At 40.8% G+C, this 25,357-nt stretch carries 31 protein-coding genes and 2 riboswitches; of the genes, 6 read left to right on the top strand and 25 right to left on the bottom strand.

Translation table 11 applies throughout. The features are described from left to right. Window positions 1-116 precede the first annotated feature (116 nt). Window positions 117-629: a phosphatidylglycerophosphatase A family protein gene (locus L1999_RS25045; protein ID WP_235741004.1), complete on the top strand. Its 513-nt coding sequence runs from the start codon at window positions 117-119 to the stop codon at window positions 627-629. Between the two features lie 164 nt (window positions 630-793). Here L1999_RS25045 and L1999_RS25050 read toward each other — a convergent pair whose 3' ends face one another. Both L1999_RS25050 and L1999_RS25055 read right to left on the bottom strand, forming a co-directional pair. Continuing rightward, entirely contained in the window at window positions 794-1,558 is a 765-nt protein-coding gene (locus tag L1999_RS25050; protein WP_235741005.1) for a TIGR01457 family HAD-type hydrolase, read from the bottom strand. A gap of 70 nt (window positions 1,559-1,628) precedes the next feature. Then, on the bottom strand, window positions 1,629-2,066 hold the full coding sequence (locus L1999_RS25055) for a DUF86 domain-containing protein (RefSeq protein ID WP_235741006.1): 438 nt from the start codon (window positions 2,064-2,066) through the stop codon (window positions 1,629-1,631). A 182-nt stretch (window positions 2,067-2,248) separates the two neighbouring features. Here L1999_RS25055 and L1999_RS25060 point away from each other — a divergent pair, with 182 nt between their 5' ends. Then, entirely contained in the window at window positions 2,249-2,515 is a 267-nt protein-coding gene (locus L1999_RS25060; protein ID WP_215045188.1) for a DUF3055 domain-containing protein, read from the top strand. A 58-nt stretch (window positions 2,516-2,573) separates the two neighbouring features. Further along, window positions 2,574-2,858 carry a cytosolic protein gene (locus tag L1999_RS25065; RefSeq protein ID WP_235741007.1) on the top strand — a complete coding sequence of 95 codons (285 nt, stop codon included), beginning with the start codon at window positions 2,574-2,576 and terminating at the stop codon, window positions 2,856-2,858. A 102-nt stretch (window positions 2,859-2,960) separates the two neighbouring features. On the opposite strand, the gene L1999_RS25070 is transcribed toward L1999_RS25065, so the two are convergent. Next, window positions 2,961-3,236, bottom strand: a complete 276-nt coding sequence (locus tag L1999_RS25070; protein WP_215045186.1) for a YutD family protein — start codon at window positions 3,234-3,236, stop codon at window positions 2,961-2,963. A gap of 118 nt (window positions 3,237-3,354) precedes the next feature. Here L1999_RS25070 and L1999_RS25075 point away from each other — a divergent pair, with 118 nt between their 5' ends. Next, on the top strand, window positions 3,355-4,083 hold the full coding sequence (locus L1999_RS25075; protein ID WP_235741008.1) for a YhcN/YlaJ family sporulation lipoprotein: 729 nt from the start codon (window positions 3,355-3,357) through the stop codon (window positions 4,081-4,083). 195 nt (window positions 4,084-4,278) lie between these two features. On the opposite strand, the gene lipA is transcribed toward L1999_RS25075, so the two are convergent. After that, window positions 4,279-5,214 (bottom strand): lipoyl synthase, encoded by a 936-nt coding sequence (gene lipA / locus L1999_RS25080; RefSeq protein WP_275677246.1) that lies wholly within the window; start codon window positions 5,212-5,214, stop codon window positions 4,279-4,281. A gap of 187 nt (window positions 5,215-5,401) precedes the next feature. On the opposite strand from lipA, the gene L1999_RS25085 reads away from it, so the two are divergent. Further along, window positions 5,402-6,373, top strand: coding sequence for a M23 family metallopeptidase (locus L1999_RS25085; protein WP_235744463.1), 972 nt, complete (start codon window positions 5,402-5,404; stop codon window positions 6,371-6,373). Between the two features lie 179 nt (window positions 6,374-6,552). Here L1999_RS25085 and yunB read toward each other — a convergent pair whose 3' ends face one another. From yunB to L1999_RS25160, 15 genes are all read right to left on the bottom strand, one after another. After that, window positions 6,553-7,371 (bottom strand): sporulation protein YunB, encoded by an 819-nt coding sequence (gene yunB, locus L1999_RS25090; RefSeq protein WP_235741010.1) that lies wholly within the window; start codon window positions 7,369-7,371, stop codon window positions 6,553-6,555. 120 nt (window positions 7,372-7,491) lie between these two features. After that, window positions 7,492-7,794: a YunC family protein gene (locus L1999_RS25095; protein WP_235741011.1), complete on the bottom strand. Its 303-nt coding sequence runs from the start codon at window positions 7,792-7,794 to the stop codon at window positions 7,492-7,494. A gap of 67 nt (window positions 7,795-7,861) precedes the next feature. Further along, on the bottom strand, window positions 7,862-9,214 hold the full coding sequence (locus L1999_RS25100; protein WP_235741012.1) for a bifunctional metallophosphatase/5'-nucleotidase: 1,353 nt from the start codon (window positions 9,212-9,214) through the stop codon (window positions 7,862-7,864). 6 nt (window positions 9,215-9,220) lie between these two features. Then, window positions 9,221-10,042, bottom strand: a complete 822-nt coding sequence (locus L1999_RS25105; protein ID WP_235741013.1) for a sulfite exporter TauE/SafE family protein — start codon at window positions 10,040-10,042, stop codon at window positions 9,221-9,223. Between the two features lie 24 nt (window positions 10,043-10,066). Next, window positions 10,067-10,921, bottom strand: coding sequence for a DUF72 domain-containing protein (locus L1999_RS25110; RefSeq protein WP_235741014.1), 855 nt, complete (start codon window positions 10,919-10,921; stop codon window positions 10,067-10,069). A gap of 342 nt (window positions 10,922-11,263) precedes the next feature. Further along, a complete protein-coding gene (sufB, locus tag L1999_RS25115; RefSeq protein ID WP_235741015.1) occupies window positions 11,264-12,661 on the bottom strand; it encodes a Fe-S cluster assembly protein SufB in 1,398 nt (465 codons plus the stop codon). Window positions 12,662-12,708: 47 nt separating this feature from the next. Continuing rightward, a complete protein-coding gene (gene sufU, locus L1999_RS25120; protein WP_215045163.1) occupies window positions 12,709-13,149 on the bottom strand; it encodes a Fe-S cluster assembly sulfur transfer protein SufU in 441 nt (146 codons plus the stop codon). Next, window positions 13,139-14,368 (bottom strand): cysteine desulfurase, encoded by a 1,230-nt coding sequence (locus tag L1999_RS25125; RefSeq protein WP_215045162.1) that lies wholly within the window; start codon window positions 14,366-14,368, stop codon window positions 13,139-13,141. The genes sufU and L1999_RS25125 overlap by 11 nt, the downstream gene beginning before the upstream one ends. Then, window positions 14,368-15,678, bottom strand: coding sequence for a Fe-S cluster assembly protein SufD (gene sufD / locus L1999_RS25130; RefSeq protein ID WP_235741016.1), 1,311 nt, complete (start codon window positions 15,676-15,678; stop codon window positions 14,368-14,370). Before sufD ends, L1999_RS25125 begins: the two co-directional genes overlap by 1 nt. A 22-nt stretch (window positions 15,679-15,700) precedes the next feature. Beyond that, a complete protein-coding gene (gene sufC / locus L1999_RS25135) occupies window positions 15,701-16,486 on the bottom strand; it encodes a Fe-S cluster assembly ATPase SufC (protein ID WP_215045160.1) in 786 nt (261 codons plus the stop codon). Window positions 16,487-16,862: 376 nt separating this feature from the next. Next, entirely contained in the window at window positions 16,863-17,702 is an 840-nt protein-coding gene (locus tag L1999_RS25140) for a MetQ/NlpA family ABC transporter substrate-binding protein (RefSeq protein WP_235741017.1), read from the bottom strand. A gap of 14 nt (window positions 17,703-17,716) precedes the next feature. Next, window positions 17,717-18,385 carry a methionine ABC transporter permease gene (locus tag L1999_RS25145; protein WP_235741018.1) on the bottom strand — a complete coding sequence of 223 codons (669 nt, stop codon included), beginning with the start codon at window positions 18,383-18,385 and terminating at the stop codon, window positions 17,717-17,719. Continuing rightward, on the bottom strand, window positions 18,378-19,403 hold the full coding sequence (locus L1999_RS25150; RefSeq protein ID WP_235741019.1) for a methionine ABC transporter ATP-binding protein: 1,026 nt from the start codon (window positions 19,401-19,403) through the stop codon (window positions 18,378-18,380). The genes L1999_RS25145 and L1999_RS25150 overlap by 8 nt, the downstream gene beginning before the upstream one ends. Window positions 19,404-19,535: 132 nt before the next feature. Further along, window positions 19,536-19,642: riboswitch (SAM riboswitch) on the bottom strand. A 125-nt stretch (window positions 19,643-19,767) separates the two neighbouring features. Further along, a complete protein-coding gene (locus L1999_RS25155) occupies window positions 19,768-21,084 on the bottom strand; it encodes an O-acetylhomoserine aminocarboxypropyltransferase/cysteine synthase family protein (RefSeq protein WP_235741020.1) in 1,317 nt (438 codons plus the stop codon). Window positions 21,085-21,152: 68 nt separating this feature from the next. After that, window positions 21,153-21,255, bottom strand: a riboswitch (SAM riboswitch). A 65-nt stretch (window positions 21,256-21,320) separates the two neighbouring features. Further along, on the bottom strand, window positions 21,321-21,668 hold the full coding sequence (locus tag L1999_RS25160; protein WP_235741021.1) for a sterol carrier protein domain-containing protein: 348 nt from the start codon (window positions 21,666-21,668) through the stop codon (window positions 21,321-21,323). 211 nt (window positions 21,669-21,879) lie between these two features. Between L1999_RS25160 and L1999_RS25165 the strand changes: the two genes are divergently transcribed. Then, window positions 21,880-22,788: a nuclease-related domain-containing protein gene (locus L1999_RS25165; RefSeq protein ID WP_235741022.1), complete on the top strand. Its 909-nt coding sequence runs from the start codon at window positions 21,880-21,882 to the stop codon at window positions 22,786-22,788. A gap of 78 nt (window positions 22,789-22,866) precedes the next feature. Here L1999_RS25165 and L1999_RS25170 read toward each other — a convergent pair whose 3' ends face one another. The 6 genes from L1999_RS25170 to L1999_RS25195 form a co-directional block, all read right to left on the bottom strand. Beyond that, the gene (locus tag L1999_RS25170; RefSeq protein WP_235741023.1) at window positions 22,867-23,256 is read right to left on the bottom strand and encodes a hypothetical protein; all 390 of its coding nucleotides are present in this window, start codon (window positions 23,254-23,256) and stop codon (window positions 22,867-22,869) included. A gap of 27 nt (window positions 23,257-23,283) precedes the next feature. Then, on the bottom strand, window positions 23,284-23,592 hold the full coding sequence (locus L1999_RS25175) for a thioredoxin family protein (RefSeq protein ID WP_235741024.1): 309 nt from the start codon (window positions 23,590-23,592) through the stop codon (window positions 23,284-23,286). 6 nt (window positions 23,593-23,598) lie between these two features. Continuing rightward, window positions 23,599-23,955 carry a toprim domain-containing protein gene (locus L1999_RS25180; RefSeq protein ID WP_235741025.1) on the bottom strand — a complete coding sequence of 119 codons (357 nt, stop codon included), beginning with the start codon at window positions 23,953-23,955 and terminating at the stop codon, window positions 23,599-23,601. A gap of 131 nt (window positions 23,956-24,086) precedes the next feature. Beyond that, window positions 24,087-24,326 (bottom strand): YusG family protein, encoded by a 240-nt coding sequence (locus L1999_RS25185; RefSeq protein WP_235741026.1) that lies wholly within the window; start codon window positions 24,324-24,326, stop codon window positions 24,087-24,089. Between the two features lie 108 nt (window positions 24,327-24,434). Further along, entirely contained in the window at window positions 24,435-24,818 is a 384-nt protein-coding gene (gene gcvH / locus L1999_RS25190; RefSeq protein WP_235741027.1) for a glycine cleavage system protein GcvH, read from the bottom strand. A gap of 45 nt (window positions 24,819-24,863) precedes the next feature. Beyond that, window positions 24,864-25,220, bottom strand: coding sequence for an arsenate reductase family protein (locus L1999_RS25195; protein ID WP_235741028.1), 357 nt, complete (start codon window positions 25,218-25,220; stop codon window positions 24,864-24,866). Window positions 25,221-25,357 lie beyond the last annotated feature (137 nt).

Here is a 25,357-nt window from a genome sequence, read left to right on the forward strand (position 1 = left end):
ATTTGAAGGAAAACTGCATAATTTATGGATAAAAAAAATATATATAGTGAAAATAGAAAGTGCTGGAACTACATTCAAATTGTTCTCCAATTTCACAAGGAAAAGGTGATTAGGAAATGGCAGATGACAAAAAAGTGGATCTAACTGAGGAAACGGCACGCAAATGGTTGAAAGAAAGAGGCGTCGAAATTAAGGATATTGCTGATTTGGTCTTCTTTTTACAGGAGAAATATCACAAAAATTTAAAAATGGAAGATTGTGTTTCGAACGTAGAACGTGTTCTTTCCAAACGGGAGGTACAAAACGCGATTCTTACTGGAATACAGCTAGACGTACTGGCTGAAAAAGGAATGCTGGAAGAACCGCTTCAATCCATCATCGGCACGGATGAAAGCCTTTATGGGGTCGATGAAATCCTGGCATTTTCGATCGTAAATGTCTATGGTTCGATCGGTTTTACAAATTATGGTTACATTGATAAGCTTAAGCCTGGAATTTTGGCTCACTTAAATGATAAATCAACTGGTGAATGTCATACCTTTTTAGATGATATTGTCGGTGCGATTGCCGCAGCAGCTTCAAGCCGGCTGGCCCACCGTGCAGCACATAAAGAAGAAGAGGAAGAATAGAAAAGCGTAAGCGCCTTGAACAGGGGCGACATGCATAAGACGAGCCGGCGAGAAGGCTGCTTTTTAGCCTTCTTGACGGATTGGCTTATGACCCCGAGCCCCTAGGCGCTGCAGCTGGACAAATCAAGACTTTTTTAATAAAGGGATGGATCGTTCCATCCCTTTTACCATTCCCATTGGTCTAATGTATCAATCGAATACGTTGGCTTCCGGTCATATCCGGACAGCATTTCTCTTGTGGTGACACCTGTATGAACGAGCAAGGTATCCATGCCGGCATTCATTCCCGCTAAAATATCGGTATCATAATAATCGCCGACCATCAGCGTTTCTTCTTTAGAAGTACCTAACACCTTTAAGGCCTGCTCCATGATAATCGCTTCCGGCTTTCCGATAAACGTCGGCTTTGTTTGGGTGGAAACGGCGATGACTGAGGTGAGCGAACCGTTCCCAGGAAGCAGCCCTCTCTCAGTTGGAATCGCAATATCTCCGTTTGTTGAGATAAATTTAGCGCCATTGCGGACTGCCAGGCAGGCAACGGCCAGCTTTTCATAGCTGATCTCACGGTCAATCCCGATGACGACAAAGTCCGCCTCTTCCCCGGCAACTTTAAATCCCTTCTCCTTAATGGCTGATTGAAGACCCTCTTCCCCAATCACAAAAACACTAGCATTCTTTTTTTGTTCAGCGATATAATTAGCAGTCGCTTGACTTGTCGTAAAGACAAGCTGCTCGTCTGCCGGGATATCAAAGCTGTTTAATTTATCTGCAACTTGAGCTGGCGTCCTCGAAGAATTATTCGTGACAAATAAATAAGGAATGTGGTGTTCCCTCAGCTTTTTAACAAAATCAGATGCCGCTTCAATCCGCTCTGTTCCTTTATACATCGTCCCATCTAGATCAATTAAATAGCCTTTATATTTTTTCATCTAAAAATCGCTCCTATGTATATCGAATGTAATCTTAAAAGTGAAATAGACCGTATGAACGGTCCATTCGTTAGTTTTTAAATGCAGAAACAGGTCCTAATTCATTGACTAAATAATCACGAACATTGGTTGAAAAACTTTCTAATTCATGGAGATACTGTGTGAATTTTTCCTGAAGTTCCTGATGAGGAATCTCTAAATAATCCTGAACAAGGTTTTTCCGATAATGAATGAGGAGCTTTAAGTTTTCCCCTGTTGTTCCACTAATCACCTTTTCATCGATTAAAATATCAATAATATCCTCATAACTGCCGGGGTCACGCATGATAAAGCCATCGATCATGCTATTTCCTACATCGAGAATAGACTCAATCATCATTTGGCATAGACGCTCCAAGGCTGCTTTTTCAAGAGGCGTTGACCATTCCTCAGTACCTCGGAATAGATGGATTTGTACTTCTAAATATTGGAGCATGCTTTCAATTTTTTCTCTATCAACAAAATACACCTAGTCCACTTCCTTCCGCCGTTCTTATTCTATGTAATCATACCATTTCTTATTGTATCACAAACCAAGCGATTCGGATTTTTTAGGGTGGCAGAAATCATGAAACTTGTCCTCCCAACATGAACGCAAATTTGATACTATAGAGGAGATGGTAAATAGTTAACCCAAAAGGAGACGAACGAATGCAGGAACGTTTTTATTTATACGATGATACAGAAAATACAAAGACTCGATTTGTCAGTTTTGTTGGCGAAAACCAACGCTTTGATTTGGCTATTACGCAAACCAATCGTCATTATGGAAAATCGTTAGTTTTGGATATCCAAGGAAATCGTTTTGCCATAATCGGTCCTGATGACTTAGAGGAAGAAGGGTATTTAGAGTTTGCGTTTCAATTAAATGAAGAGGATGCAGAAGAATTGCGCAGCTTTTTGGCAGAAATCGTTTAATGAATGACACATGTTTTTCACTCCCCGGTCTCATAATAAGGGCAAAAGGAGTGAAACCATGACAAACAAAGGCTCGGAAGAATATACAGAATTATCAAATGTTGAAAAACAACAAAATTATCTTACGGCGCAAGAGTTTCCTGAAGGTCCCTATGGTTCACCAATTCGAAAAAATAAACCCGTTCAGAATAAAAGTACTCCATGGGAAGACGGACAACGTTATTACAGCAATTTTAATTATGAAAATAAATCATTGCATCAGAATATTCCAAGGCAGATGGAGGGAGCCCATCCGCCCCACGATGATCCGAATACAGATGAACAGCCGCCGTATGACCATTAAAGCGGAAGCGCATTGTAACGGAGTACAATAGTCTCGCTGGACGCTCGAGCAGATTCTGATTTGATTGCAAAAAAAATGAGAAGGTCAGATTTCTGATCCTTCTCATTTTTTTACTTTTTTCAATACAAAAAAGGCACAGCCAAAGTTGCAGTATTCGTAAAGATACTCACTAAGGGTACTAATTTTGGTATCAAATGTAGCCTTTTGGTTTTGATCATCGAAAAAACCTTTAAGACGAAGCTGCCCATATCCCCAATCGCCCACAATATAGTCATATCTCGCTAATATATCACTGTACCTTGCTTTAAAGGCTTCTTCATTATATCCATCTCGATATTCCTGAAGAATTTCATATGTGGTATTGTTGATCACAATCATCTAGTTCACCTCATTTTTAACCGACAAATTCCTACTTCCCATTATACCCGATTCACCATCAATTGCTAAGAAAATAAATGCTGGCTTTGGTCATCCTAAGGATAGGAGGTGTAAAAATTTGAAAAAGTTACTCGTAATCGCTGGCTTATGTACCGTAACCGCATTAAGTGGCTGCTCAAAAGATAATGGAAAGAATGACGTATATGAAGAAAGTGGAAACACCATTAATGTCAATAATAAACGGCATGAGCTTTATAATGAAGGTGCGGGCCGCAGTATTCGCAATGCAAGTACAAACTATGGATTTGTCCGTCACCAAAAAAGCCCATTAATGAACGACAATACGGCAAATGACCATTATACAGCTCTCGACCGCGAACAATTAGCAAATATAATCAGTAAATACAGTGCGAACATTCATCATGTAAATGACGTGGCCACACTTGTAACAGACCAAGAAGTATTAATCGCTTATCGAACGGATACTAAAAACCGCAATCTGACTGCTGACCAAGTTAAAAAAACAGCCTTTTCAGTGGTACCGCGTTATTATCATGTCTATGTGACGGATAATGCGACATTAATGCGTGATGTACAGAATCTTGCAAGCCTTGATTCCAACAGCCGGCATGCCCGTAGTACCGTAAATAGTGTCATCAAGCAAATGTTAAAGTCTCCTCAAGGAGCTCGTTTGAACGCAAGTGAAGACGAAAATGGACGGACACCAGATGATTTAGATATTAAAAATACGCCAAATGCAAATAATAAAAACTACAATAACACTAAATCCCTTGATAAAAATACAAATGGCGGCGGCAAAAACACAAACATGAATAACAGTAAATAATAAAAAAGAGTTCAAGCCGATCATTTGGCTGAACTCTTTTTAAGGACTAAATAACTTTGAAATTTGTCCAGCTCCAGCGCCCAGCAGCTAGTGGACTTCGCACTTCTCCCTACGATAAGTCAACATCGGTTCGCTTTAGCTCACCGTGTTGTCTAGCTCCAGTCCATACGCTGCTAAACGGGCCCTTACGCTTTTCTATGCTTCTTTTACTTCTTCTTTTTCACCTAGCAATTGTTTATGCTTTGCGGCTGCATTTACTTGTTCATCGGCATGGTAAGAGGAACGAACGAGCGGACCTGCTTCACAATGGCTAAAGCCTTTACTGAAGGCAATTTCCTGCAATTCCTTAAATTCATCAGGAGTATAGTATTTTTCAACTTTTAAATGGCTTTTTGTCGGCTGCAGATATTGCCCAATCGTCATGATATCAACATGATTGGCTCTTAAATCATCCATAACCTCTAAAATTTCTTCTTTTGTTTCACCCAGACCAATCATTAAGCTTGATTTTGTAGGAATATTGGGCTGCATCTCTTTCGCACGGCGAAGGAATTCTAGCGATCGATCATATTTAGCACGTGCCCGTACTCTTGGAGTTAAACGTTTTACCGTCTCAATATTGTGGTTAAGAATATCTGGCTTTGCATCCATTAAGACTTTAAGGTTTTCTTCCTTTCCCCCCATGTCGGAAGGAAGAACCTCAATACTTGTAAATGGATTTTTACGCCGAATGGCACGTACGGTTTCCGCAAATACGGCGGCCCCGCCATCCTTTAAATCATCCCGAGCAACGGCCGTAACCACGACATGCTTTAGATTCATTAATTGGACGGAATCAGCCACTCTTTCCGGCTCTTGCAAATCAAGCTCTGTTGGCAGACCCGTTTTTACTGCACAGAATCGGCAGGCACGTGTACAGGTATCTCCTAGAATCATAAAGGTAGCTGTGCGTCTTACTGCCCAGCATTCATGAATATTTGGACATCTAGCTTCTTCACAAACTGTATGTAAGTTTTTTTCCCGCATCATTTTTTTTAAGCCTGTATAAGACGCATTCGTGTTTAATTTTATTTTTAGCCATTCAGGCTTACGTAAAATTTCTTCTTTCTTGCTCATTTTTACACTCCTCAAAGTACATATATGGTTCAGATTGAGTTCATAGTCACTTTATCATACCAGAGGATGAACAACAAGCAATTCAATTTGATTACCAATTATTAACCATTATGAAATAAGGAAAAGTTCACACACTAAAGTTGTACATTAATTGGAAGGAGGATTCCTGTTGCGGGCTGTTCTAATTTTCGGAACCATCCTTATGCTTTTTATTTCTACCTTGTCTGTCAGGGATGCTCATGCACAAGAAACCGATCCCTATCAGGAAAGAATGAAGCTTTATAAAAAAGTGGAAACTGTTACGCAAATTCCCTGGTATTATTTAGCGGCCATTGATCAATACGAGCGCAGCGTCCGTTTAGCTCGCAGAGATTTACCAAAAGCTGAAGGTGTAATCGGTATTTATTTTCGTCCTGAAGTGTGGGCAGGTTTGACAAACCCTAATCCGAAGGAAGAGAATCCGGCAGTCATTCAGTTCTTTAATGGAATGGGCGTGGATGGAGACGGAGATGGCAAAGCAAGTTTAAAGAGCGATGAGGATGTTTTATATGCATTTGCAAATTATCTCCTTTCATACGGTGTTGATCCTGATAATATAAAAATTGGATTGTGGAACTACTATCATCGCGATCGATCAGTTGGCATCATTGCAGGTAAGGCTAAAATTTACCAGCATTATGGACGTCTTGATTTAGATAAACGTGTGTTTCCTGTTCCTTTATACAGCAATCATAGTTATCGCAGTACTTGGGGCGATGCCCGCGGCTGGGGCGGAAGAAGAATCCATGAAGGAACCGATATCTTTGCCGGTTATGGCGTTCCCGTCCGAGCAACGGCCTATGGGATTGTTGAGATGAAGGGCTGGAATAAGTTCGGCGGCTGGAGAATCGGCATCCGTGATATTAATAACACTTATCATTATTTCGCCCATCTTAGCGGCTTTGCCAAAAACTTAACAGTAGGGCAAGTAGTAGAACCAGGCATGGTAATAGGCGGTGTAGGCAGCACCGGATACGGTCCTCCGGGTACCTCCGGAAAGTTCCCGCCGCATTTACATTACGGAATGTATAAAGACAATGGGATTACAGAATGGTCGTTCGATCCCTATCCACACTTAGCACAGTGGAAACGGTTGGAACGAATCGAGCTTCGTAAAGCAAAGCAGTCTCGTTGACAATAAAGATATAAAGAACAAAAGCGCAAGCGCCTTGAACAGCCCCGACAAGCATAAGACGCTCTGGGAAAAGGCGCTCTTTGCCTTCATTCCCAGAGCGTCTGTAGACCATCGAGGGGCTAGGCGCTGGAGAGCTAGACGTCGAAAAAAGGGACTGTCCGAAAAGGATCAGTCCTTACTTAGTTTCCTGTATTTTTTTGCGTTTTATTGGCGCCTTTCTTTTTTGACTCCGTCTGACTATCACTCTTGCTCTGCGGTATCTGAATCGAAGGTGTTAAATTGCCGCCGCTATTATAAAATTGTGGTACTTCTCCTTCAACAAGTGTTCCGCCTACCGGAATGCTTTGTTTTAATTTCGTCACTTCAGTTGCAAATGGAGTAATAATTTGCACAGAAACCTGAATAACAACTGAAACCTCAAGCCAAGTATTGTTAATTCCCATTTCTTTTGTGGCAATATGCACATCCGGTTCCACTTCACCGATTGCATGAAATCGCACGGGGATTTTCGGACCGATGTTTCCTAATAAGGAAATATTCGTTGCCTGCCCTAATGGAATGTACCAGACAATTCCGTCCTCTTTTTCGGTGTTCTGTGTCTCAATTTCTACGTCATTTTCCAATAAAGCGATATCACCCTTTTTAGCCGTTTTTAAGTTCTTTTGAATCTGTGCTGTCGTTTCTGCCAGAACGCGATTGATTAAATCGGTATTTAATTGGGCGTTTTGTCCTTTTCCATTACTGCCTGGTACTATTTTTATCACATCATTGTTATCACCTACATTGGTGGTCCGTTTGGTTATGGCTCTGTTGATAACAAGCGAAGCGATATTCCGGGTTTCGGATGTAGCAATTCTCATTAATGTCGGCTCAATCCCTTTATTAACAAGCCATAAACCTGAGGCAGTAGAGAATAAGAATAGGATAAAGGATAATAACAGGACATAGCGGAATGGCAGCGGCCCCCGTTTGCGAAGCCGTCTTGTCAACTTAGCCAAGAAAATCACCCCTTCTTGTTAAATGTATGCACAAGAAAGGGGAACTAGCCCATAAAAAAGGACACTAAAGGAAGCGGCTGCTTTTAAAGCAAAAAAATGCCTGCTACTAGTAGCAAGCATTTAAAGCATTTTAAGCAAAGCTTCTTTACCGATCATTCCCTTATGAATTCCAAGCTCCTCGGCTTCCCATGTCACCGATTCCAAAGGGGCATTTAGAAGCTGCTCAATAGTCCGTACCCCGACAGCGCGGCCCGCAATAATTTTTCGATCTTTCAGCTTATCATTTAATAAACCTATATCTAATGCACCACACATGATATAGCCCTTATCATTCGAAACGGCTAACAAGGTGGTTTTAGGGAGTAACACCGTAACAGCCAAGAAGGTATGGCCATTGATTTCAATTGGTGAAAGCTCAACCAAAGGTTCCTCACCCCTTTCCTTACTATCACTGTATGATTAGAAGGATTAAAGGGTGACAGGCTATGGTCTATTGTTGCTTTTCTAACTCCCATTTTAGTAAATCCCGCAAAAATTCCGGAAGAAGATAGTCTTTATGTTTGTGCGGTAAAACTTCTTTGAAAAAATGACCAAAGGTAAACATATCCGGCAGCGCTAACGTATAGGTTTTATCATAGTCCAAAGAGGTATGATTGATGAAGATTCGGCCATTTTCAAATCGGATTCCTTCATACACGAATATCCCCACGACGGTCCCTCTAAAACCTAAGCCTTTTATTTCTCGGTGTGCGAGTTCTTCTCCATTCGTCTCCACTAAAATCGTTTCTAGTTCCCTCCCGGTCAGTTCTACCACACAAGGGTTAATCGGATGAGGACAAATAGTAAGTAGATCAAATGTCGTCACGACCCCAGATAATGAACCTAAGAGAAGTCCTGCGTTGATCATGGCACAATCTGTTTGACACCAATCTCTTAAGGCTTTGCATAATAATTTTGAAAAATTTGTTTCATGAAAAGGATCATGAAGCAATGGTTCCTTGAGAGTCGTTACTTGGTGATTTAGGAGCTCTTTTCCTTTTTCAAAAAAGGCTGTGACTTGCTCCAGTTCATTTTTCGGTGCAGGAAGTTCTTTATATTCATAAAGGACCGCTTTCTTGTTTTGAATGGCCTTTTTCTCATCGATATTTAGCGTCATGTGACCGACAAAGTGACCAAATTTTCCGGCGGCACCAATCAGTGTTTTCCCCACCTCTTTACCTTGTTCAAGGAAATGATGGGTATGAGCTCCTAAAATGACATCAATCTCTGGAAAATGATCGGCTATAGTTTCGTCATCTTTTAAACCAAGGTGGGAGAGTAAAATGATGACATCAGCCTCTTTTTTTAAAGGCTCCAGCCATTTCTTAAGTTCTACAATCGGCTCAGTGATTTCCCAGCCTAATAGTGTGTATAGATGGTGAAAATAAGCGGTGAGACCAATCACGCCAATTCGAGTACCTGTTTTGGTGGAATAGACCTTATAGGGTTTAAGCCACTTAGGATAGCTTCCATTGGCATTAAACAGGTTGGCATTCAATACATCAAAGTCTGCCAGATCATATAGGTGATCCAAATCCTCATGTGGGAGATTAACACCCTCATTATTGCCGATGGTAACCGCTGTATAGCCAAGTTTATTTAGCAGCTCAATGCTCCCTCTTCCTTTTGTCGCTTCGGAATAGGGATGCCAGCGGTCAATAAAATCACCAATATCAAATAAAAAAAACTCATCTTCCTTGGAGCGATAAAACTCCTTTTTTTCCATTAAGAAGTTTTGAATTCTAGGCCAATGCTCGAAGTGGCTGTGAAAATCATTTGTATGAAAAATATGTATGGTTTCCATTTTTACCTACCCTATTATTCCTTGATAAATTAAACGCACCCCTACAATGATGAGGGTGGCTCTAATAATGAATACAATTGTTTTACTCTTAAACCTAGTATTTAAAAACACACCCACCTTAGCACCAATCCAGGCCCCTGGTATTAAGGCCAAGGCATATAGCCAATTCACGTTTCCTAATGTGATATGGGTAATTGAACTTAGGATGGAGGTCGGTAAAATCATAAACATTGATGTGGCTGTGGCCACATGCGGCGGGAAGAAAAACAGCAAAATCATCGTTGGAACCATGAGTGACCCTCCGCCGATTCCAAAAATCCCGGAAAGGAATCCGACGATAAAAGCAATCATGACTCCAAGAATGGGGTTGTAGCCATATTCAAACGAGCGCCCGCTATTATCGGTAAATGTTCGGACAATTCCTTTATCTTTACGGAACGGGAGCGGCTTTAATTTTTCTTTTACTACTAGGACGAACGAGACAAACAGAATAAACGTACCGAAATAGATGTTAAAGGAGTGTAAGTCCATTTTTTCTGTTACCCATGCACCCAAGATGCTTCCTGGTCCGCTGCCGATCAGAAAAATGAGTCCGCTTTTATAATCGACTGTTTTATGTTTCATATAGGCCAATGTGGACGAGAGGCCTGTAAATATCATCGTAAACAACGAGGTGCCTACTACCACTTGTGGTGTCAAGTGTTGGAAGGATGGAAGGGTTGCCAGGTAAAGCAAGGCTGGAACGACGATAATTCCTCCCCCCATCCCAATCAGGGAGCCGAGTGAACTAGCCGCTATTCCGATTACAATTAAAAGAATCCACTCCATTATTGCGATCTCCTTCTATTATGATTATAGTTCATTAAATAAATCCAGCTGTTTCGGTGCCAGCCCTCCGTATGTGAGCTGAAGGAGTTTCATCATTTCTTTGGCATTGTCGGCAGCATCACCGCCTGAGTTATTGTTAAACAAAAGATATACATCCTTACATTCCGTTGCTAAGGTTTCGATATAAGTCTTCCATTCCTGTAGTTCTTGTTGGTTATAGCGATAGAGATAACGGACCTCCCGCCAATTTTCAGCATTCCGTTTTTGCCAGCCATATACGTTGCGGCCATGAAATCTTATTAGTACGTGGTCTTTTGTAGTAGGCTCGAGAACCGTTGGAATCGATCCTTCCCCTGATTGCGGCTCGTCACAGATACTATGAATCCATTTTTCTGCTTTCATAAATTCAAGGGTTCTTTGAAGGTAGTCACCAGCAAACCAGGATTGGTGCCGGAACTCCAGGGAACAGGGGATATCCCCCATTTCTTGTTTACACCATCTTAGATAGTCAACGTTCTCTCGTTTACAAGCAAACCAGGGCGGAAATTGAAATAGGACCATGGCTAATTTGTTTTTCTGTAGGTAAGGCTCTAATGAATCTTTAAAGGCTTGGAACATGCTATGTATGTTATCAAACGGGATGTCGCCGCGTTGGTGACCGGTCATCCCTTGATAGGCTTTGACAATAAATTGAAAATTATCAGGGGTATCATGGACCCACTTTTCGGCATTTCGTTTAGGCTGGATTGCATAAAAGGCGGAGTCTACTTCGACGATGGGGAAGTGCCCAGCATATTCTTTTAATTTATCTCTAGAGGAGATCTTATCCGGATAGAGGCTGTCATGGTCGCCCCAGCCGGTTACACCAATATAGATCATGTCTGTCACCTCCATTTAATAATAGCATAACCATTTTTCCTGCCTCCAAAATAAGCGTAGGTTTTTTGCGATTCATTCAGACTTCGGTTTCTTTGTTAGGATCTTATTGTTTGACGTTATTTCCGTCCGTTTTTGTGTTTTTTCTGTGAGAGTGCTGTGTAATTCCGCAGGATTCTCGGATTTTTCCGCAGACTTTGGACTTTTTTCCGTACGTTTTCTAAATAATTCCGTAAAAATAGCAACGAATCCTTGTGTATCTTATCACGCACCCACCCCTTGGCCAAACACTTAATAAAAAAAATACCCGTCTGCCAGCAATAGCAAACGGGTATCTATAAAAGATTAACCGATAGAGCCTTCCATCTCGAACTTAATCAGACGGTTCATCTCAACGGCATATTCCATTGGTAATTCTTTTGTAAATGGCTCGATGAAGCCCATTACGATCATTTCAGTAGCTTCTTGCTGAGAAATACCGCGGCTCATCAAGTAGAATAACTGCTCTTCCGAAACCTTCGATACCTTTGCTTCGTGCTCAAGAGAAATATTATCGTTTAAGATTTCATTGTATGGAATCGTATCAGAAGTTGATTGATTATCCATAATCAATGTATCACACTCAATATTTGCACGTGCGCCATCAGCCTTACGTCCAAAATGAACCTGACCACGGTAGGTTACCTTACCACCATGCTTAGAGATTGATTTAGATACAATAGTGGAAGAAGTATTTGGTGCTAAGTGAATCATTTTTGCACCAGCATCCTGGTGCTGACCTTTACCTGCAATGGCAATCGATAAAGTCATCCCACGTGCACCTTCGCCTTTTAAAATAACGGCAGGATATTTCATGGTTAACTTAGAACCGATATTACCATCGATCCATTCCATGGTTGCGTTCGCATCACAAACGGCACGCTTGGTAACCAAGTTATACACGTTGTTTGCCCAGTTCTGAATCGTTGTGTAACGGCAGTAAGCATCCTTTTTAATGATGATTTCAACAACCGCACTGTGCAGGGAGTTCGTTGTATAAACCGGTGCTGTACACCCTTCTACATAGTGTACGGATGAGCCTTCATCAACAATAATAAGGGTACGTTCAAATTGTCCCATGTTTTCAGAGTTGATTCGGAAGTAGGCCTGTAATGGCGTATCTACCTTAATACCTGGTGGTACATAGATGAATGAACCGCCAGACCAAACCGCTGAGTTTAAGGCTGCGAATTTATTATCCGTTGGCGGAATTACTTTTGCCCAGTGTTCACGGAAAATATCTTCGTTTTCTCTTAAAGCAGAGTCTGTATCTTTAAAGACGATTCCAAGCTCTTCAAGGTCTTCCTTCATGTTATGATAAACAACCTCTGATTCGTACTGTGCAGATACCCCAGCAAGGTATTTTTGCTCTGCTTCAGGGATTCCAAGCTTATCGAAAGTCGCTTTGATTTCCTCTGGTACTTCATCCCATGACTTCTCGGACTTTTCAGATGGTTTTACATAGTAAGTAATTTCATCAAAGCTTAAAGAATTTAAGTCGCCGCCCCATTGTGGCATTGGCATTTTGTAGAAATGCTCAAGCGACTTTAAGCGGAAGTCAAGCATCCACTGTGGTTCATTCTTCATTTTTGATATTTCTTCAACAATCTCACGTGTTAATCCACGTTTTGATCGGAAAATGGAAACGTCTTTATCGGCAAAACCGTATTTATAATCACCGATTTCCGGCATTTTTTTCGCCATCGTCGAGTTCCTCCTTCATAAACGATTAGAGCATTAGCCCAATCGTTTTACTTTTGTTCCTCTTCCTTCAATCCCTTTTCCATTGCCTTCCATGCTAATGTCGCACATTTAATTCTCGCAGGGAATTTGGAAACACCTTGGAGTGCTTCAATATCACCTAAATCAATGGAATCATCGTGTTCTTTCCCTAGCATCATTTCAGAAAAAATCTCTGATAATTTTAGCGCCTCTTCAACTTTTTTCCCTTTAATCTCTTGCGTCATCATCGAGGCAGAAGACATCGAAATCGAGCAGCCTTCTCCTTCAAACATGGCATCTTTGACGATCCCATCCTCGACCTTAAAGGTTAATTGAATCCGGTCGCCGCAGGTAGGGTTATTCATATTAATCGTATGGCTTCCATCTTCTAAAACTCCGCGATTACGGGGTTTTTTATAATGGTCCATAATCACTCGACGGTATAATGCATCTAAATTATTAGAAGACATCGCTGAAATACTCCTTTGTTTTGACAAGCCCTTCAACGAGTTTATCAATATCTTCTTCAGTATTGTATAAATAAAAACTTGCACGTGCGGTAGCTGAAGCGTTAAGCCATCTCATCAGCGGCTGTGCGCAATGATGGCCGGCACGAACAGCAATTCCTTCTGCGTCCAAAACGGTTGCCACATCATGCGGGTGAACGTCTTTAATATTAAAAGTAATCAGTCCGGCACGTTTGGCAGCATCAAGCGGGCCATAAATGGTCATGCCTTCAACAGCAGACATTTTTTCAAGCGCATAGGCTGCAAGTTTATGTTCGTGCTCCGCAATATTGTCTAAGCCGACTTCATTTAAAAAGTCGATCGCAGCTCCAAGACCAATGGCACCGGCAATAATAGGTGTACCGCCTTCAAATTTCCAAGGCAGTTCCTTCCAGGTTGATTCTTGCAGGTGGACAAAATCAATCATTTCTCCGCCAAATTCAATTGGCTCCATGCTTTCAAGCAGGTGTTTCTTTCCATAAAGTACCCCGATACCGGTAGGTCCACACATTTTATGTCCAGAGAATGCAAGAAAATCGCAATCAAGATCTTGAACATCAATTTTCATGTGTGGTGCACTTTGAGCACCATCAACAACCATGATTGCTCCATTTTCGTGAGCAATTTGCGCAATTTCTTTAACAGGATTGATGACGCCAAGCACGTTAGAAACCTGCATCACAGATACAATTTTCGTATTGGCTGTAATCGTTGCCCGTACATCTTCAAGAGAAAGCGTGCCATCTTCTTGAAGCGGAATGTATTTTAACACGGCACCTGTCCGTTTCGCTACTTGCTGCCATGGAATAATGTTACTATGATGCTCCATGTAAGTAATAACGATTTCGTCGCCTTCCTTTAAATTGGCAGCTGCATAACTGGAAGCTACCGTATTAAGGGAAGTTGTTGTGCCTCTTGTGAAAATGACTTCCTGTATGGATTTAGCATTTATGAATTTACGAACCTTTTCCCTTGCCCCTTCGTATGCATCGGTAGCTCTTGTTCCGAGCGTGTGCACACCACGATGGACATTGGAGTTAATTTCGCGATAATACTTTTCAATCGTTTCAATAACCTGAAGCGGTTTTTGGGAAGTAGCTGAGCTATCCAAGTAAACCAATGGGCTGCCATTCACTTCTTGATCTAGGATTGGAAACTGGTTACGAATATCTTGGATATTCATTAGCGGACTTTCCTTTCAATCACTTCAGTTAATTGTTTCTTAACTCCTTCTATAGGCAGCTGCGTAACAACCGGAGCAAGGAAACCGTGAATCACTAAACGTTCTGCTTCTGTTTTCGGAATTCCGCGGCTCATTAGATAATAAAGTTGAACTGGATCAACGCGTCCAACGGAGGCCGCATGCCCTGCTACAACATCATCTTCATCAATTAAAAGAATTGGATTGGCATCCCCGCGCGCTTTTTCGCTAAGCATTAATACACGAGAGGTTTGCTCTGCATCTGATTTAGAGGCACCATGTTCGATTTTACCAATTCCGTTAAAAATGGAAGTGGCGCTATCCTTCACAACACCGTGATTTAAAATGTTTCCGATCGTATTTTTACCGAAATGAACAACCTTGGTTGTAAAGTTCTGGGTCTGATCGCCACGGCCAACTACAACAGTTTTCGTATCGCCCGTTGATCCATCGCCAAGCAAGTTAGTTGTATTTTCAGAAATGGTATTCCCTTCGTTCATAAGGCCAAGAGCCCATTCAATCTGAGAATCCCTGCCTGCTACACCACGGCGGTTGACATAGGTAGTCATCCCTTTTGCCAAGTAATCAACAGCCCCGTATTGAACTTTTGCATTAACGTTGGCAATAACCTCCGTTAAAATATTCGCAAGGGTATTTGAGGTTTCCACAGTAGAAATATAGTTTTCTACGTATGTGACCGCACTATTGTCTTCTGCAACGACAATAACATGGTTAAACAGATTTGCCTCAGGATGATCTTGAACAAACACTGCCTGGATTGGCTCTTTAATTTCTACATTTTTAGGAATGTATAAGAACACACCTCCGTTTACAAGTGCTGCATGCAGAGCTGTTAAACGGTGTTCATCCATATTGATGGCTTGTGTCATATAGTACTTTTTCAAAAGGTCACCATGTTCTCTTACAGCTGTGAATAGGTCTGTAAAGATTACACCCTGGCTTTTTAGCTCTTCTGTTAAGGTCAAAAATGCTGGTGTTTGATTACGTTGGATATAGAGGTTTTTATTTTCCGTATCCATATTGATTAATGCTTTTACTTCCTCTGGCAAAGTATCAAGGGAAGAATAGGCATCACTTTTAACTGTATGCTGTTGGAATTGCGTAAAATTCCATTTATCTATTTTAGTTTTGTCAGGTCTAGGCATGGAAAGCTGCTCAAATTCGTTTAACGCTTTAAGCCGGAATTCCTCAAACCAAGCAGGCTCATTCATTTCTTGAGAGAACGAACGAACAAACTCCTGATCCACTGGTAATTTGGTTTCTGTTGTCATTGTAATCCTCCTAACACGTGTGTTACGCTTCTTGCCCAACTGTTTCGTCTTCAATGCCAAGCTCTTGTTTGATCCAGTCATATCCTTCTGCTTCTAAGCGTTGTGCCAGCTCTGAACCGCCTGATTTAACAATACGGCCTTGCATCATAATATGCACATGGTCAGGAGTGATATAGTTTAACAGACGTTGATAGTGCGTGATAATTAAGCAGCCAAAATCTTCTCCGCGCATTTGATTGACACCTTTTGAAACAACCTTTAGAGCGTCAATATCTAGACCTGAGTCAATCTCATCTAAGATCGCGATTTTTGGTTCGATCATCATTAACTGAAGAATTTCATTCCGCTTTTTCTCACCGCCAGAAAATCCTTCATTTAAATAACGTTGTGCCATATCCAAATCCATTTCAAGGAATTCCATTTGCTTATCCATTTTACGGATAAATTTCATAAGGGAAATTTCGTTTCCTTCGCCAAGACGGCTGTTAATAGCTGAACGTAAGAAGTCCGCATTTGTTACCCCGTTGATTTCACTTGGGTATTGCATCGCTAAAAATAGACCTGCCCGAGCGCGCTCATCTACTTCCATTTCTAGAACATTTTGTCCGTCCAGAGTAATGGAACCGCTAGTTACTTCATATTTTGGGTGTCCCATAATCGCAGAGGATAAGGTTGACTTACCTGTTCCGTTTGGTCCCATGATTGCGTGGATTTCTCCACCTTTTATTTCAAGGTTTACACCTTTTAAAATTTCCTTCCCATCAATTGCTACATGTAAATCTTTGATCGTTAAAGTTGATCCAGCCATATTTATACCTCCGAAAAGAAAGTGTTTATTGCTTGCAATGCAAGTTTCTTTGTAACTCTATTCTCATTTTATTCTCATTACAATCTTATAACAAATGAAATGTATTAGCAACTCTTAAACAGTGGAAACAGAGTTCTATTTTCATTAAGCAAATGCTAATTGAGAATATAAAGCGAGTGTTTAAATGAAAATTCAGATAAAACTCCTTATGTAAGAATGACCCGAATAAAATCATACCTCATTTTTCTACCATTTCCAACTGTAATAGACCATAAAGACCTTTCTATTTTTACCCAATGGGATACTTTCATGTAGTGCAATAACAAGGAAAAGCCAGTGAATTACTCACTGACTTACCCGTTTTTACCTATTTATATTACTCAGAAACCGGTACAACTGCACCTTTGTATTTATCAAGGATAAAGTCTTGAACTTCTTTAGAGTGAAGAACTTCTACAAGTGTTTTGATTGCAGGCTTGTTTTCGTCCCCTTTACGAACGGCAATGACGTTTACGTAAGGAGAATTCTTGTCTTCAATTGCAATTGAATCTTTGATTGGGTTTAAGCCGGCATCAATCGCGTAGTTTGAGTTAATTAAAACCGCATCACCTTCACCGTTTTTATAGATTTGTGGTAAAAGTTTTGCTTCATAATCTGCATCAAATACTAATTTCTTAGGATTTTCTACTACATCTTTAATTTCAGCTTTTGTTTTATCAATACCTGACTTCAATTTGATTAGTCCTTGAGCTTCAAGTAATGAAAGCAGACGGCCATGGTCCGCAACAGAGTTACTCATAATTAAATGAGCGCCTGTAGGAAGATCACTTAATTTTTTATATTTTTTTGAATAGACACCGATTGGCTCGATGTGGATTCCGCCAGCATTTACAAATCCATAACCAAACTCTTTATTTTGTGACTCTAGGTATGGGATGTGCTGGAAATAGTTTGCATCTAATTCTTTTGATTGTAAGGCTTTGTTTGGAAGTACATAGTCAGTAAACGTCTTAATCTGTAAATCAATACCTTTTTCTTTTAAAATTGGTTTCGCTTTTTCTAAGATTTCTGCGTGTGGAACAGTTGATGCTCCGACTACTAATGTTGTTGTTTTACTTTTTGAATCTGTTCCCTCAGACTTTTGTTCTGATTTACCACAAGCAGCTAATGCTAACACGAGTGATAAGGCTAAAATTACTGTTACCCACTTTTTCATGTTGACCTCTCCTTTTATCTTTTATCTAATTTTGAAGTGATAAAATCACCGATAAACTGAATTACAAAAACAATTAATAAAATTATGACGGTAGCAATTACCGTAACGTCGTTCTGGTTTCTTTGAAAACCGTAGTTATAGGCAAGGTTCCCAAGACCGCCGGCTCCGATCGCACCTGCCATCGCCGTGTATCCAACAAGGGCAATCGCAGTAACAGTGATACCGGAAATAAGGGCTGGCATGGATTCTGGTAATAACACCTTCCATATGATCGTTCCAGTAGTAGCGCCCATTGATCTCGCCGCTTCAATGACCCCTTTATCAATTTCTCTGAGGCCGATTTCCACCATTCTTGCATAAAATGGAGCTGCTCCAATAATAAGAGAAGGTAATGCCGCATCTTCACCAATCATTGTTCCAACTAAAATGGTTGTCAGCGGAATTAATAAGACTATTAGGATAATAAACGGAATCGAACGAAAAATATTGACAATCGCACTAATCACACCGTTAATCGGCTTGTTTTCCCAGAGGTTGCCTTTGGATGTAAGAAATAAAATTAATCCTAATAAAGTCCCTAAAATAAACGTTGCAACCACGGAAATGCCGGCCATGTAAAGGGTGTTTTTCGTTTCCTCCCACATGATTAACCAGTCAACATTTGGCAGATAATGTTTAATCATTTGTAACCACCTCCACTCCTACATGCTGAGAGCGAATGAACTCAACCGCCTGGTTGACTTCCTTGTTGTCGCCATCGATATGAATGAACAAGGTTCCATATGATCCGTTTTGCGTTTGCGCAATCTTACCTTGTAAAATATTTACGGTAACCGGATGATTACGGATTAAATTGGTGATTACTGGCTGCTCCGCTGATTCGCCAATAAAGGTTAATTGGACAATCTGTCCGGATGGATATTGTTCTAGTAAATGTTCAACTGCTTCTTTTGTATCGTCATTCTCTGATACTTGCTGGACAAATCGCTTCGTGATTGGCTGCTGTGGTTTTTTAAATACATCCAGCACCGAACCAAGTTCGACGACCCTGCCGCTTTCCATCACAGCAACGCGGTGACAGAGTTTTCGAATCACATGCATTTCATGGGTAATTAATACAATCGTTAACCCAAGGCGTTTATTGATATCCACCAGTAATTCTAGGATCGAATCCGTGGTTTGCGGATCTAACGCTGAAGTTGCTTCGTCACAAAGCAAGACTTTAGGGTTATTCGCAAGCGCTCTGGCAATCCCCACACGCTGTTTTTGACCGCCGCTAAGTTCGGATGGATAAGCATTTTCCCGGCCTTCTAACCCGACTAGTTTGACTAATTCGGCCACTCGTTTCTTTCGTTGCGGTCCTTTGACACCCGCAATTTCTAATGGAAAGGCGATATTTTCACTAACTGTTCTGGACCACAATAAGTTGAAGTGCTGGAAGATCATACTGATTTCTTGGCGGGCCTTTCGTAATTCTGAGCCCTTTATTTTTGAAATTACACGGCCGGCAACTGTAACACTGCCCTCTGTTGGAATCTCCAAGCCGTTTAACATACGGATTAACGTACTTTTTCCGGCTCCGCTATAGCCAATTACACCGAAAATTTCTCCCTCTTCAATCTTAAGGTTCACATCATCGACTGCCTTGAGGTCCCCTTTTTTACCAGGAAATATCTTCCGAACATTCTGAATAGAAATCATTTGATCACCTACTTTTTATTGACTTTATTTGAATATAGGGTTAACTGCATGTATATAAAGGATTCTATTATTTCAGAAAAATAAAAATACCCTTCTGCACGGGCAGAAAGGCATTATGAAAAATAAACCTTTCTCCCATCTTCCAAAGCAAATGCTTTGTGTGAATTGGCACCATTTCAATAAATATTGACGGTTGCCGGGCTTCATCGGGCACATCCCTCCACCTCTCTTGATAAGAGCTTACAGCTTCTATATTCAATTTAACTTGTTATTTGTTTAACTAAAATTATTTTAACAAAAGTTATCGTATCATGTCTAAAAATAGGTGTCAACGATTTTCTCGGAATATATTAATAGGTAAAATTTAGGCTTTCGCTTTTAATGAGGCTAATCCTGTTGCAGCTTCAATCGCTGACTCCAAGTCATCGATTAGATCCTCGACATTCTCAATACCGATGGAAAGACGGATTAAATCCTCTGATACACCGGCAGCCTTCAGTCCTTCAGTGTCTAACTGCTGATGTGTGGTGCTGGCAGGATGAATAATTAGACTCTTAGCATCACCAACATTGGCAACATGGGCCCAGAGTGTCAAGGAATTGATCAATTTGGCACCTGCTTCTTTTCCACCTTTAATACCAAAGACAACCATGGAACCCGCACCCTTTGGTAAATACTTTTTCGCTAACTCATAATCAGGATGGGAGCTGTGACCAGGATAGGATACCCATGCTACCGCCGGATGAGCTAGTAAATAATCCACAACTTGCTTGGTATTGGCTACATGCTCCTTCATCCGCACATGAAGGGTTTCAAGCCCTATTGTGAACTGAAATGCATTTTGCGGGCTTAGCGCAGGTCCAAGATCGCGCAATAATTGAACGCGGGCTTTTATGATATACGCGACCGCCCCTAAGGCTTCTGCATAGACAAGTCCATGATAGCTGTCATCAGGGGTGGTGAAGCCTGGGAATCGTGATGAATTCCAATCAAACTTTCCGCCATCGACGATAACTCCACCGGTTGTGGTTCCGTTCCCTAACAACCACTTGGTTGCAGAGTGCACAACGATGTCCGCACCATGCTCGATTGGACGGCAGAGGTATGGGGTGGCGAATGTATTATCAATAATTAAGGGGACCCCTGCTGCATGGGCTATGTCGGCTACTTTTTCAATATCCAGTACTCGTAAACTTGGATTACCAATCGTTTCGGCAAAGACCGCTTTTGTTTTTTCCGTAATCGCTTGGTGGAAGTTTTCCGGATTTTCGGCATCAACAAATTTTACGTTGATTCCGTATTTAGGCAAGGTGACTGCCAATAAATTATAGGTTCCACCGTAAAGATTGGATGCAGCCACGATCTCATCGCCTGCTTCAGCGACATTTAAAATCGCAAGTGTAATCGCTGCCATCCCGCTGGCAACAGCGAGTGCGCCCACTCCGCCTTCCAGCAGGGCAACGCGGTCTTCAAATACAGTGGTTGTCGGGTTGTGAATTCGTGTGTATATGTAACCAGGTTCTGCAAGACTAAAAAGGTTGGCCGCATGTTCGGTATTTTTAAATTGATAGGCATTGTTTTGATAGATTGGAACAGCACGTGCTCCTGTTACAGGATCGGGTGACAAGCCTCCATGAACACTTAGTGTTTCAAAACGGTACTTCTTTTGATTATCCGCCATATTTCCTGTTCCTCCTTTTTGACAATAGAACGACAAAACCCCCGCTTCCGAAGAAGAGGGGGTTCTTCTTCTCATCTTTCGAGCTGGTTTGCTCTGCTGGAATTGGCACCGTGTTCGTAAACCGGTTGCCGGGCTTCAAAGGGCCAGTCCCTCCACCACTCTAGATAAGATTCTGAAAGTTCGATTGTTGTTAACTATAGATTACTAGAATTTTAATTCCGAGTCAACATATAGGATTACATAACTTTAGCAAGATTTTTATGTGCTTTTGTTAAAAAGAAGATGGATTCGAGTAGCAGTGTGGTTCTTAGGGGGGCGGTTATGGTTAGCTTTCCTTTCTTTTCAAGTGTTCGCAGTGTTTCGGTTCCTTCAAAAAGCTGTTGTATGGCTTGTATGTCCCCTTTGACTTCCGAACAAATGATTTCTGGATCATTTAGTAACGACATTTGGCCATTTTTAATTTGGATAGTCGCAGTATCCTGTTCACAATAAAATTTTACTTTTATATCTGCATGTTTGATAAGGCTAAAGATATGGCCCTGTAAGGTGAATTTTTCTAAAAATCTTTCTGCCAGTTCGTTCATCTCTACCACTCCGGTCTGTGCGCACGTAATAGTTTACTTATTCAGCATCGAGGACGGGATTCCTTTGATTATCGCTCGACAATTCTCTGTTGAATTAGGCTATTTAAGACGATTTCCTGAGAAATATGTCGAGTCTTCGAAAGTGTTAAAAAATAGTCAAATCTTTGGCACGGAATTATCGTTAAAATGAAGGTTAGAAAGGATGTGGAGTATGATTTTAAAGGATCGCCCGGAACCGCTTGAATTAAGACTATTAAAGTTATTAGACGCTCGAACAGTGTTAGAAGAAAAGGAAAAAAAGTCTCTTCATAATAAAGCTAAAGGATATGAGGGTGAAAAAGTGTTTGATTTGTTAACGGAAAAGCTCGCGCCTCCAAGTTACCTCTTACATGACTTGCTGCTGGAGTCAAATAATAGCCAGTTTCAAATGGATTCGTTGATGATTAGACAGGGGCCCATTTATCTTTTTGAGGTAAAAAATTTTGAAGGTGATTTTTATTATGAAAATGGCCGGTTTTATTCTCTCACTTCCAATAAGGAAATCAAGAATCCATTGCTGCAATTGGAACGCTGTGAATCACTGCTTAGGCAGCTTCTCCAAAGTCTCGGGTACCGCATGGCTATTGAGGCCTATGTTATTTTTATTAACCCTAAATTCCACTTATATCAATCCCCAATGAATCAACCCATTGTCTATCCAAATCAGCTTCCCGATTTTATGAGTAAATTAAATAGAAAATCGTCCACTTTGAATGGACACCATAAAAGTCTTGCTGAGCAATTGGTCTCTATGCACCAGACGGAATCTCCTTATGAAAAGTATTCGAAGTATTCGATTGATCGGTTAAAGAAAGGGGTTATTTGTGGGGGTTGTCATTCTTTTGGTGTATCTATAAATGATAGATATTTACAATGTAGGGTTTGTGGTCATCGTGAAGGGATTGATGCTGCTGTAGTAAGAGCTGTCGAGGAAATAAGGCTGCTTTATCCTCATGAAAGAATAACAACTAATTTAGTTTTTGAATGGTGTGAGAGTATTGATTCAAAGAAGACTATTAGGAGGGTTTTAAAACAAAACTTGGTCTGTAATGGAAAGACAAAGGGGCTCTTTTATGAATAGTTTTGTGGTGTGTATGTTTTGTTTGTATGTTTACTGTGCCCGAGCTGTTTTTTATAAACATGGTAGCTTTATTTTATTTTAATGGTTTATTATTTTGACCGCTATGGTCTCCTTTTTACCGTGGCGGGCACTATTCCTTTTTAATTTGACCGCTACGATTTCCTTTTTACCGCGGCGGGCACTATTCCTTTTTATTTTGACCGCTACGGTTTCCTTTTTACCGCGGCGGGCACTATTCCTTTTTATTTTGACCGCTACGGTTTCCTTTTTACCGCGGCGGACACTATTCCTTTTTATTTTGACCGCTACGGTTTCCTTTTTACCGCGGCGGACACTATTCCTTTTTATTTTGACCGCTTCGGCTTCTTTTTTACCGTGGCGGGCACTATTCCTTTTTATTTTGACCGCTACGGTTTTCCTTTTACTGTGATGGGCACAATTCCTTCTTCGCCCACCCCACTCATACAAAAAACAGATGCGGCACCCCGCATCTGCTCACCCAAGATAAGATTTAATTTTTTCAAGTAAATAAGGGACAGAATGAAACGCATAAATCGCTTCCTCGACCTCACCGTTACGAATAATCAACAGGCAGGGTACACTTTCAATAGCAAAATTCTCCGCCAAATCCGGATAAAAATTCAAGTTCATTTTTCCCATCGCCACATCTACAAGCTCCTCTACGATTTGAAGCATTCGAGAAGCTACCTGACAAGTACCGCATAGAGGCGTATAAAAATATAACAGACCGATTCCCTCATGGTCGAGGAAATCAGCCAATTCAGTTCGATTCCATTCATTCATCACGCATTAACTCATTTCTAAAAACTCAGCATGGACATCAATATTAGCCCCTAATAGGACCATTGCCAGGTGGTGTTCAGGTGCTGTTGCTACCTCCCGATACATCCGGTCAATATACAAATGCTCCGCATGGGGAAATTCTCGTTTAAATCGTTTGCGAAGCTTCTCACCAGAATCATCTGCATCGACGAGGATATAGACATCCTTATCCTCTAGAAACTCAATCAATTCCTCTAGTTTAGAATGACTGATGGTTCCATTTGTGCAGATAATCTCCACAGGTTCCTTCACAATATTCTTCACCTTATTTTTATCGGATTTTCCTTCGACAATAAGAACTTTGTCAACATACGAATCATTCATATCCCATCACCTGTAATATAAAGTTGTTTATGTTAACATATTCTAAAATACTGATTTCGTGTACCATCTTGTTAGTAAGTTAACTATAACATGATTGTCCGCTAAGAAATAGGTATTTGCTTGAAATTATGTTAACACCATCCACCATCATCACAGTCGGTATACTTAGCATTCGGCTGTTCAGTTACAGTGACATGCTGATAAATTTTTTGCTGTTCAGCCTCAAAGTGATGATCCAATTCGACTTGCATCTGATCAGAAAGCTTTATTTTTCCTATTGCTGTATTTTCAAGAAACAGTTCAATTTCACCATTCTTTAATTTTCCAACCACTCGGTCAGTAACATCAATCTTTTGCTGTTTTAATGTCATTTCTTCCACCCTTTTCGATATGGTTTAGGTTTAGTCTGTCCCCGCCGGACAAGAAAAGGAGTGGAAATTTAAGAGAAAAAGCACCCATAAATAGGTGCTTTTAAAAAATTAGTCTTCTTTAATCATTTCTTCATATTGCTCAGCAGACATTAAATTGTCTACTTCACTTACATCAGAAGGCTCAATCACAATCATCCATGCTTTTTCATATGGGGATTCGTTGACAAATTCAGGGTTGTCACTCAAATCCTCATTGATTTCAACCACTTTACCACTAACAGGTGCATAGAGCTCCGAAACCGTCTTAACAGATTCTACACTGCCGAAAGGTTCGTCAGCTGATACATCTGCACCAACCTCTGGAAGTTCAACGAAAACGATATCGCCTAGTTCATGCTGTGCAAAGTCAGTAATCCCAACGCGGACTTTCTCGCCTTCAACCTTTACCCATTCATGCTCTTCAGAATAACGCAATTCTTTTGGTAAACTCATTTGAAAAATCCCTCCAGTTTCTTAATAAACATCGATTAACTTTTTTTAAAGCCAAGTTTTTGCAAACTCTTCTTCCTTAAAACCAACGATAACACGCTCGCCATCCGTCAGAAGTGGCCTTTTGATTAACATCCCATCAGATGCCAGCAGATCAAGCAGTTCATCCTCTGTTGCCGTCTTCATTTTATCTTTAATCCCTAATTCACGATACTTTAAACCGCTTGTATTAAAAAATTTCTTTAATTCCAAGCCGCTTTTTTGATAAAATTCCTGCAGCTGTTCGCGTGATGGGGGCTGCTCAACAATATGTACTTCTTCATAGGAAAGATGATGGGCATCCAGCCATTTCTTCGCATTTCGACATGTGCCGCATTTGGGATACCAGTAAAAGGTTAAAGCCAATCGTTTCACCACCCTATCCGTTTCATTCATAAAAAGTTTATCATATGGCCTTCCAAAATCCTAATGGACCGCACTCCTAATAGGAAAAATTCGACACCTTTTGTATATTTTCCTTCCCACTTTAAAAATATAATAAA

Origin of the sequence: Neobacillus drentensis (genome assembly GCF_021560175.1) — a bacterium.
GTDB lineage: Bacteria > Bacillota > Bacilli > Bacillales > Cytobacillaceae > Neobacillus > Neobacillus drentensis_A.

What these genes read in the sequence shown, in the direction of transcription:
- L1999_RS25045 (WP_235741004.1), top strand. Translation starts at nt 117, where the DNA reads ATGGCAGATGACAAAAAAGTGGATCTAACTGAGGAAACGGCACGCAAA.
- L1999_RS25050 (WP_235741005.1), bottom strand. Translation starts at nt 1,558, where the DNA reads ATGAAAAAATATAAAGGCTATTTAATTGATCTAGATGGGACGATGTAT.
- L1999_RS25060 (WP_215045188.1), top strand. Translation starts at nt 2,249, where the DNA reads ATGCAGGAACGTTTTTATTTATACGATGATACAGAAAATACAAAGACT.
- L1999_RS25065 (WP_235741007.1), top strand. Translation starts at nt 2,574, where the DNA reads ATGACAAACAAAGGCTCGGAAGAATATACAGAATTATCAAATGTTGAA.
- L1999_RS25070 (WP_215045186.1), bottom strand. Translation starts at nt 3,236, where the DNA reads ATGATTGTGATCAACAATACCACATATGAAATTCTTCAGGAATATCGA.
- L1999_RS25085 (WP_235744463.1), top strand. Translation starts at nt 5,402, where the DNA reads ATGCTTTTTATTTCTACCTTGTCTGTCAGGGATGCTCATGCACAAGAA.
- L1999_RS25100 (WP_235741012.1), bottom strand. Translation starts at nt 9,214, where the DNA reads ATGGAAACCATACATATTTTTCATACAAATGATTTTCACAGCCACTTC.
- L1999_RS25105 (WP_235741013.1), bottom strand. Translation starts at nt 10,042, where the DNA reads ATGGAGTGGATTCTTTTAATTGTAATCGGAATAGCGGCTAGTTCACTC.
- L1999_RS25110 (WP_235741014.1), bottom strand. Translation starts at nt 10,921, where the DNA reads ATGATCTATATTGGTGTAACCGGCTGGGGCGACCATGACAGCCTCTAT.
- sufB (WP_235741015.1), bottom strand. Translation starts at nt 12,661, where the DNA reads ATGGCGAAAAAAATGCCGGAAATCGGTGATTATAAATACGGTTTTGCC.
- sufU (WP_215045163.1), bottom strand. Translation starts at nt 13,149, where the DNA reads ATGTCTTCTAATAATTTAGATGCATTATACCGTCGAGTGATTATGGAC.
- L1999_RS25125 (WP_215045162.1), bottom strand. Translation starts at nt 14,368, where the DNA reads ATGAATATCCAAGATATTCGTAACCAGTTTCCAATCCTAGATCAAGAA.
- sufD (WP_235741016.1), bottom strand. Translation starts at nt 15,678, where the DNA reads ATGACAACAGAAACCAAATTACCAGTGGATCAGGAGTTTGTTCGTTCG.
- sufC (WP_215045160.1), bottom strand. Translation starts at nt 16,486, where the DNA reads ATGGCTGGATCAACTTTAACGATCAAAGATTTACATGTAGCAATTGAT.
- L1999_RS25140 (WP_235741017.1), bottom strand. Translation starts at nt 17,702, where the DNA reads ATGAAAAAGTGGGTAACAGTAATTTTAGCCTTATCACTCGTGTTAGCA.
- L1999_RS25145 (WP_235741018.1), bottom strand. Translation starts at nt 18,385, where the DNA reads ATGATTAAACATTATCTGCCAAATGTTGACTGGTTAATCATGTGGGAG.
- L1999_RS25150 (WP_235741019.1), bottom strand. Translation starts at nt 19,403, where the DNA reads ATGATTTCTATTCAGAATGTTCGGAAGATATTTCCTGGTAAAAAAGGG.
- L1999_RS25155 (WP_235741020.1), bottom strand. Translation starts at nt 21,084, where the DNA reads ATGGCGGATAATCAAAAGAAGTACCGTTTTGAAACACTAAGTGTTCAT.
- L1999_RS25160 (WP_235741021.1), bottom strand. Translation starts at nt 21,668, where the DNA reads ATGAACGAACTGGCAGAAAGATTTTTAGAAAAATTCACCTTACAGGGC.
- L1999_RS25165 (WP_235741022.1), top strand. Translation starts at nt 21,880, where the DNA reads ATGATTTTAAAGGATCGCCCGGAACCGCTTGAATTAAGACTATTAAAG.
- L1999_RS25175 (WP_235741024.1), bottom strand. Translation starts at nt 23,592, where the DNA reads ATGAATGAATGGAATCGAACTGAATTGGCTGATTTCCTCGACCATGAG.
- L1999_RS25180 (WP_235741025.1), bottom strand. Translation starts at nt 23,955, where the DNA reads ATGAATGATTCGTATGTTGACAAAGTTCTTATTGTCGAAGGAAAATCC.
- L1999_RS25185 (WP_235741026.1), bottom strand. Translation starts at nt 24,326, where the DNA reads ATGACATTAAAACAGCAAAAGATTGATGTTACTGACCGAGTGGTTGGA.
- gcvH (WP_235741027.1), bottom strand. Translation starts at nt 24,818, where the DNA reads ATGAGTTTACCAAAAGAATTGCGTTATTCTGAAGAGCATGAATGGGTA.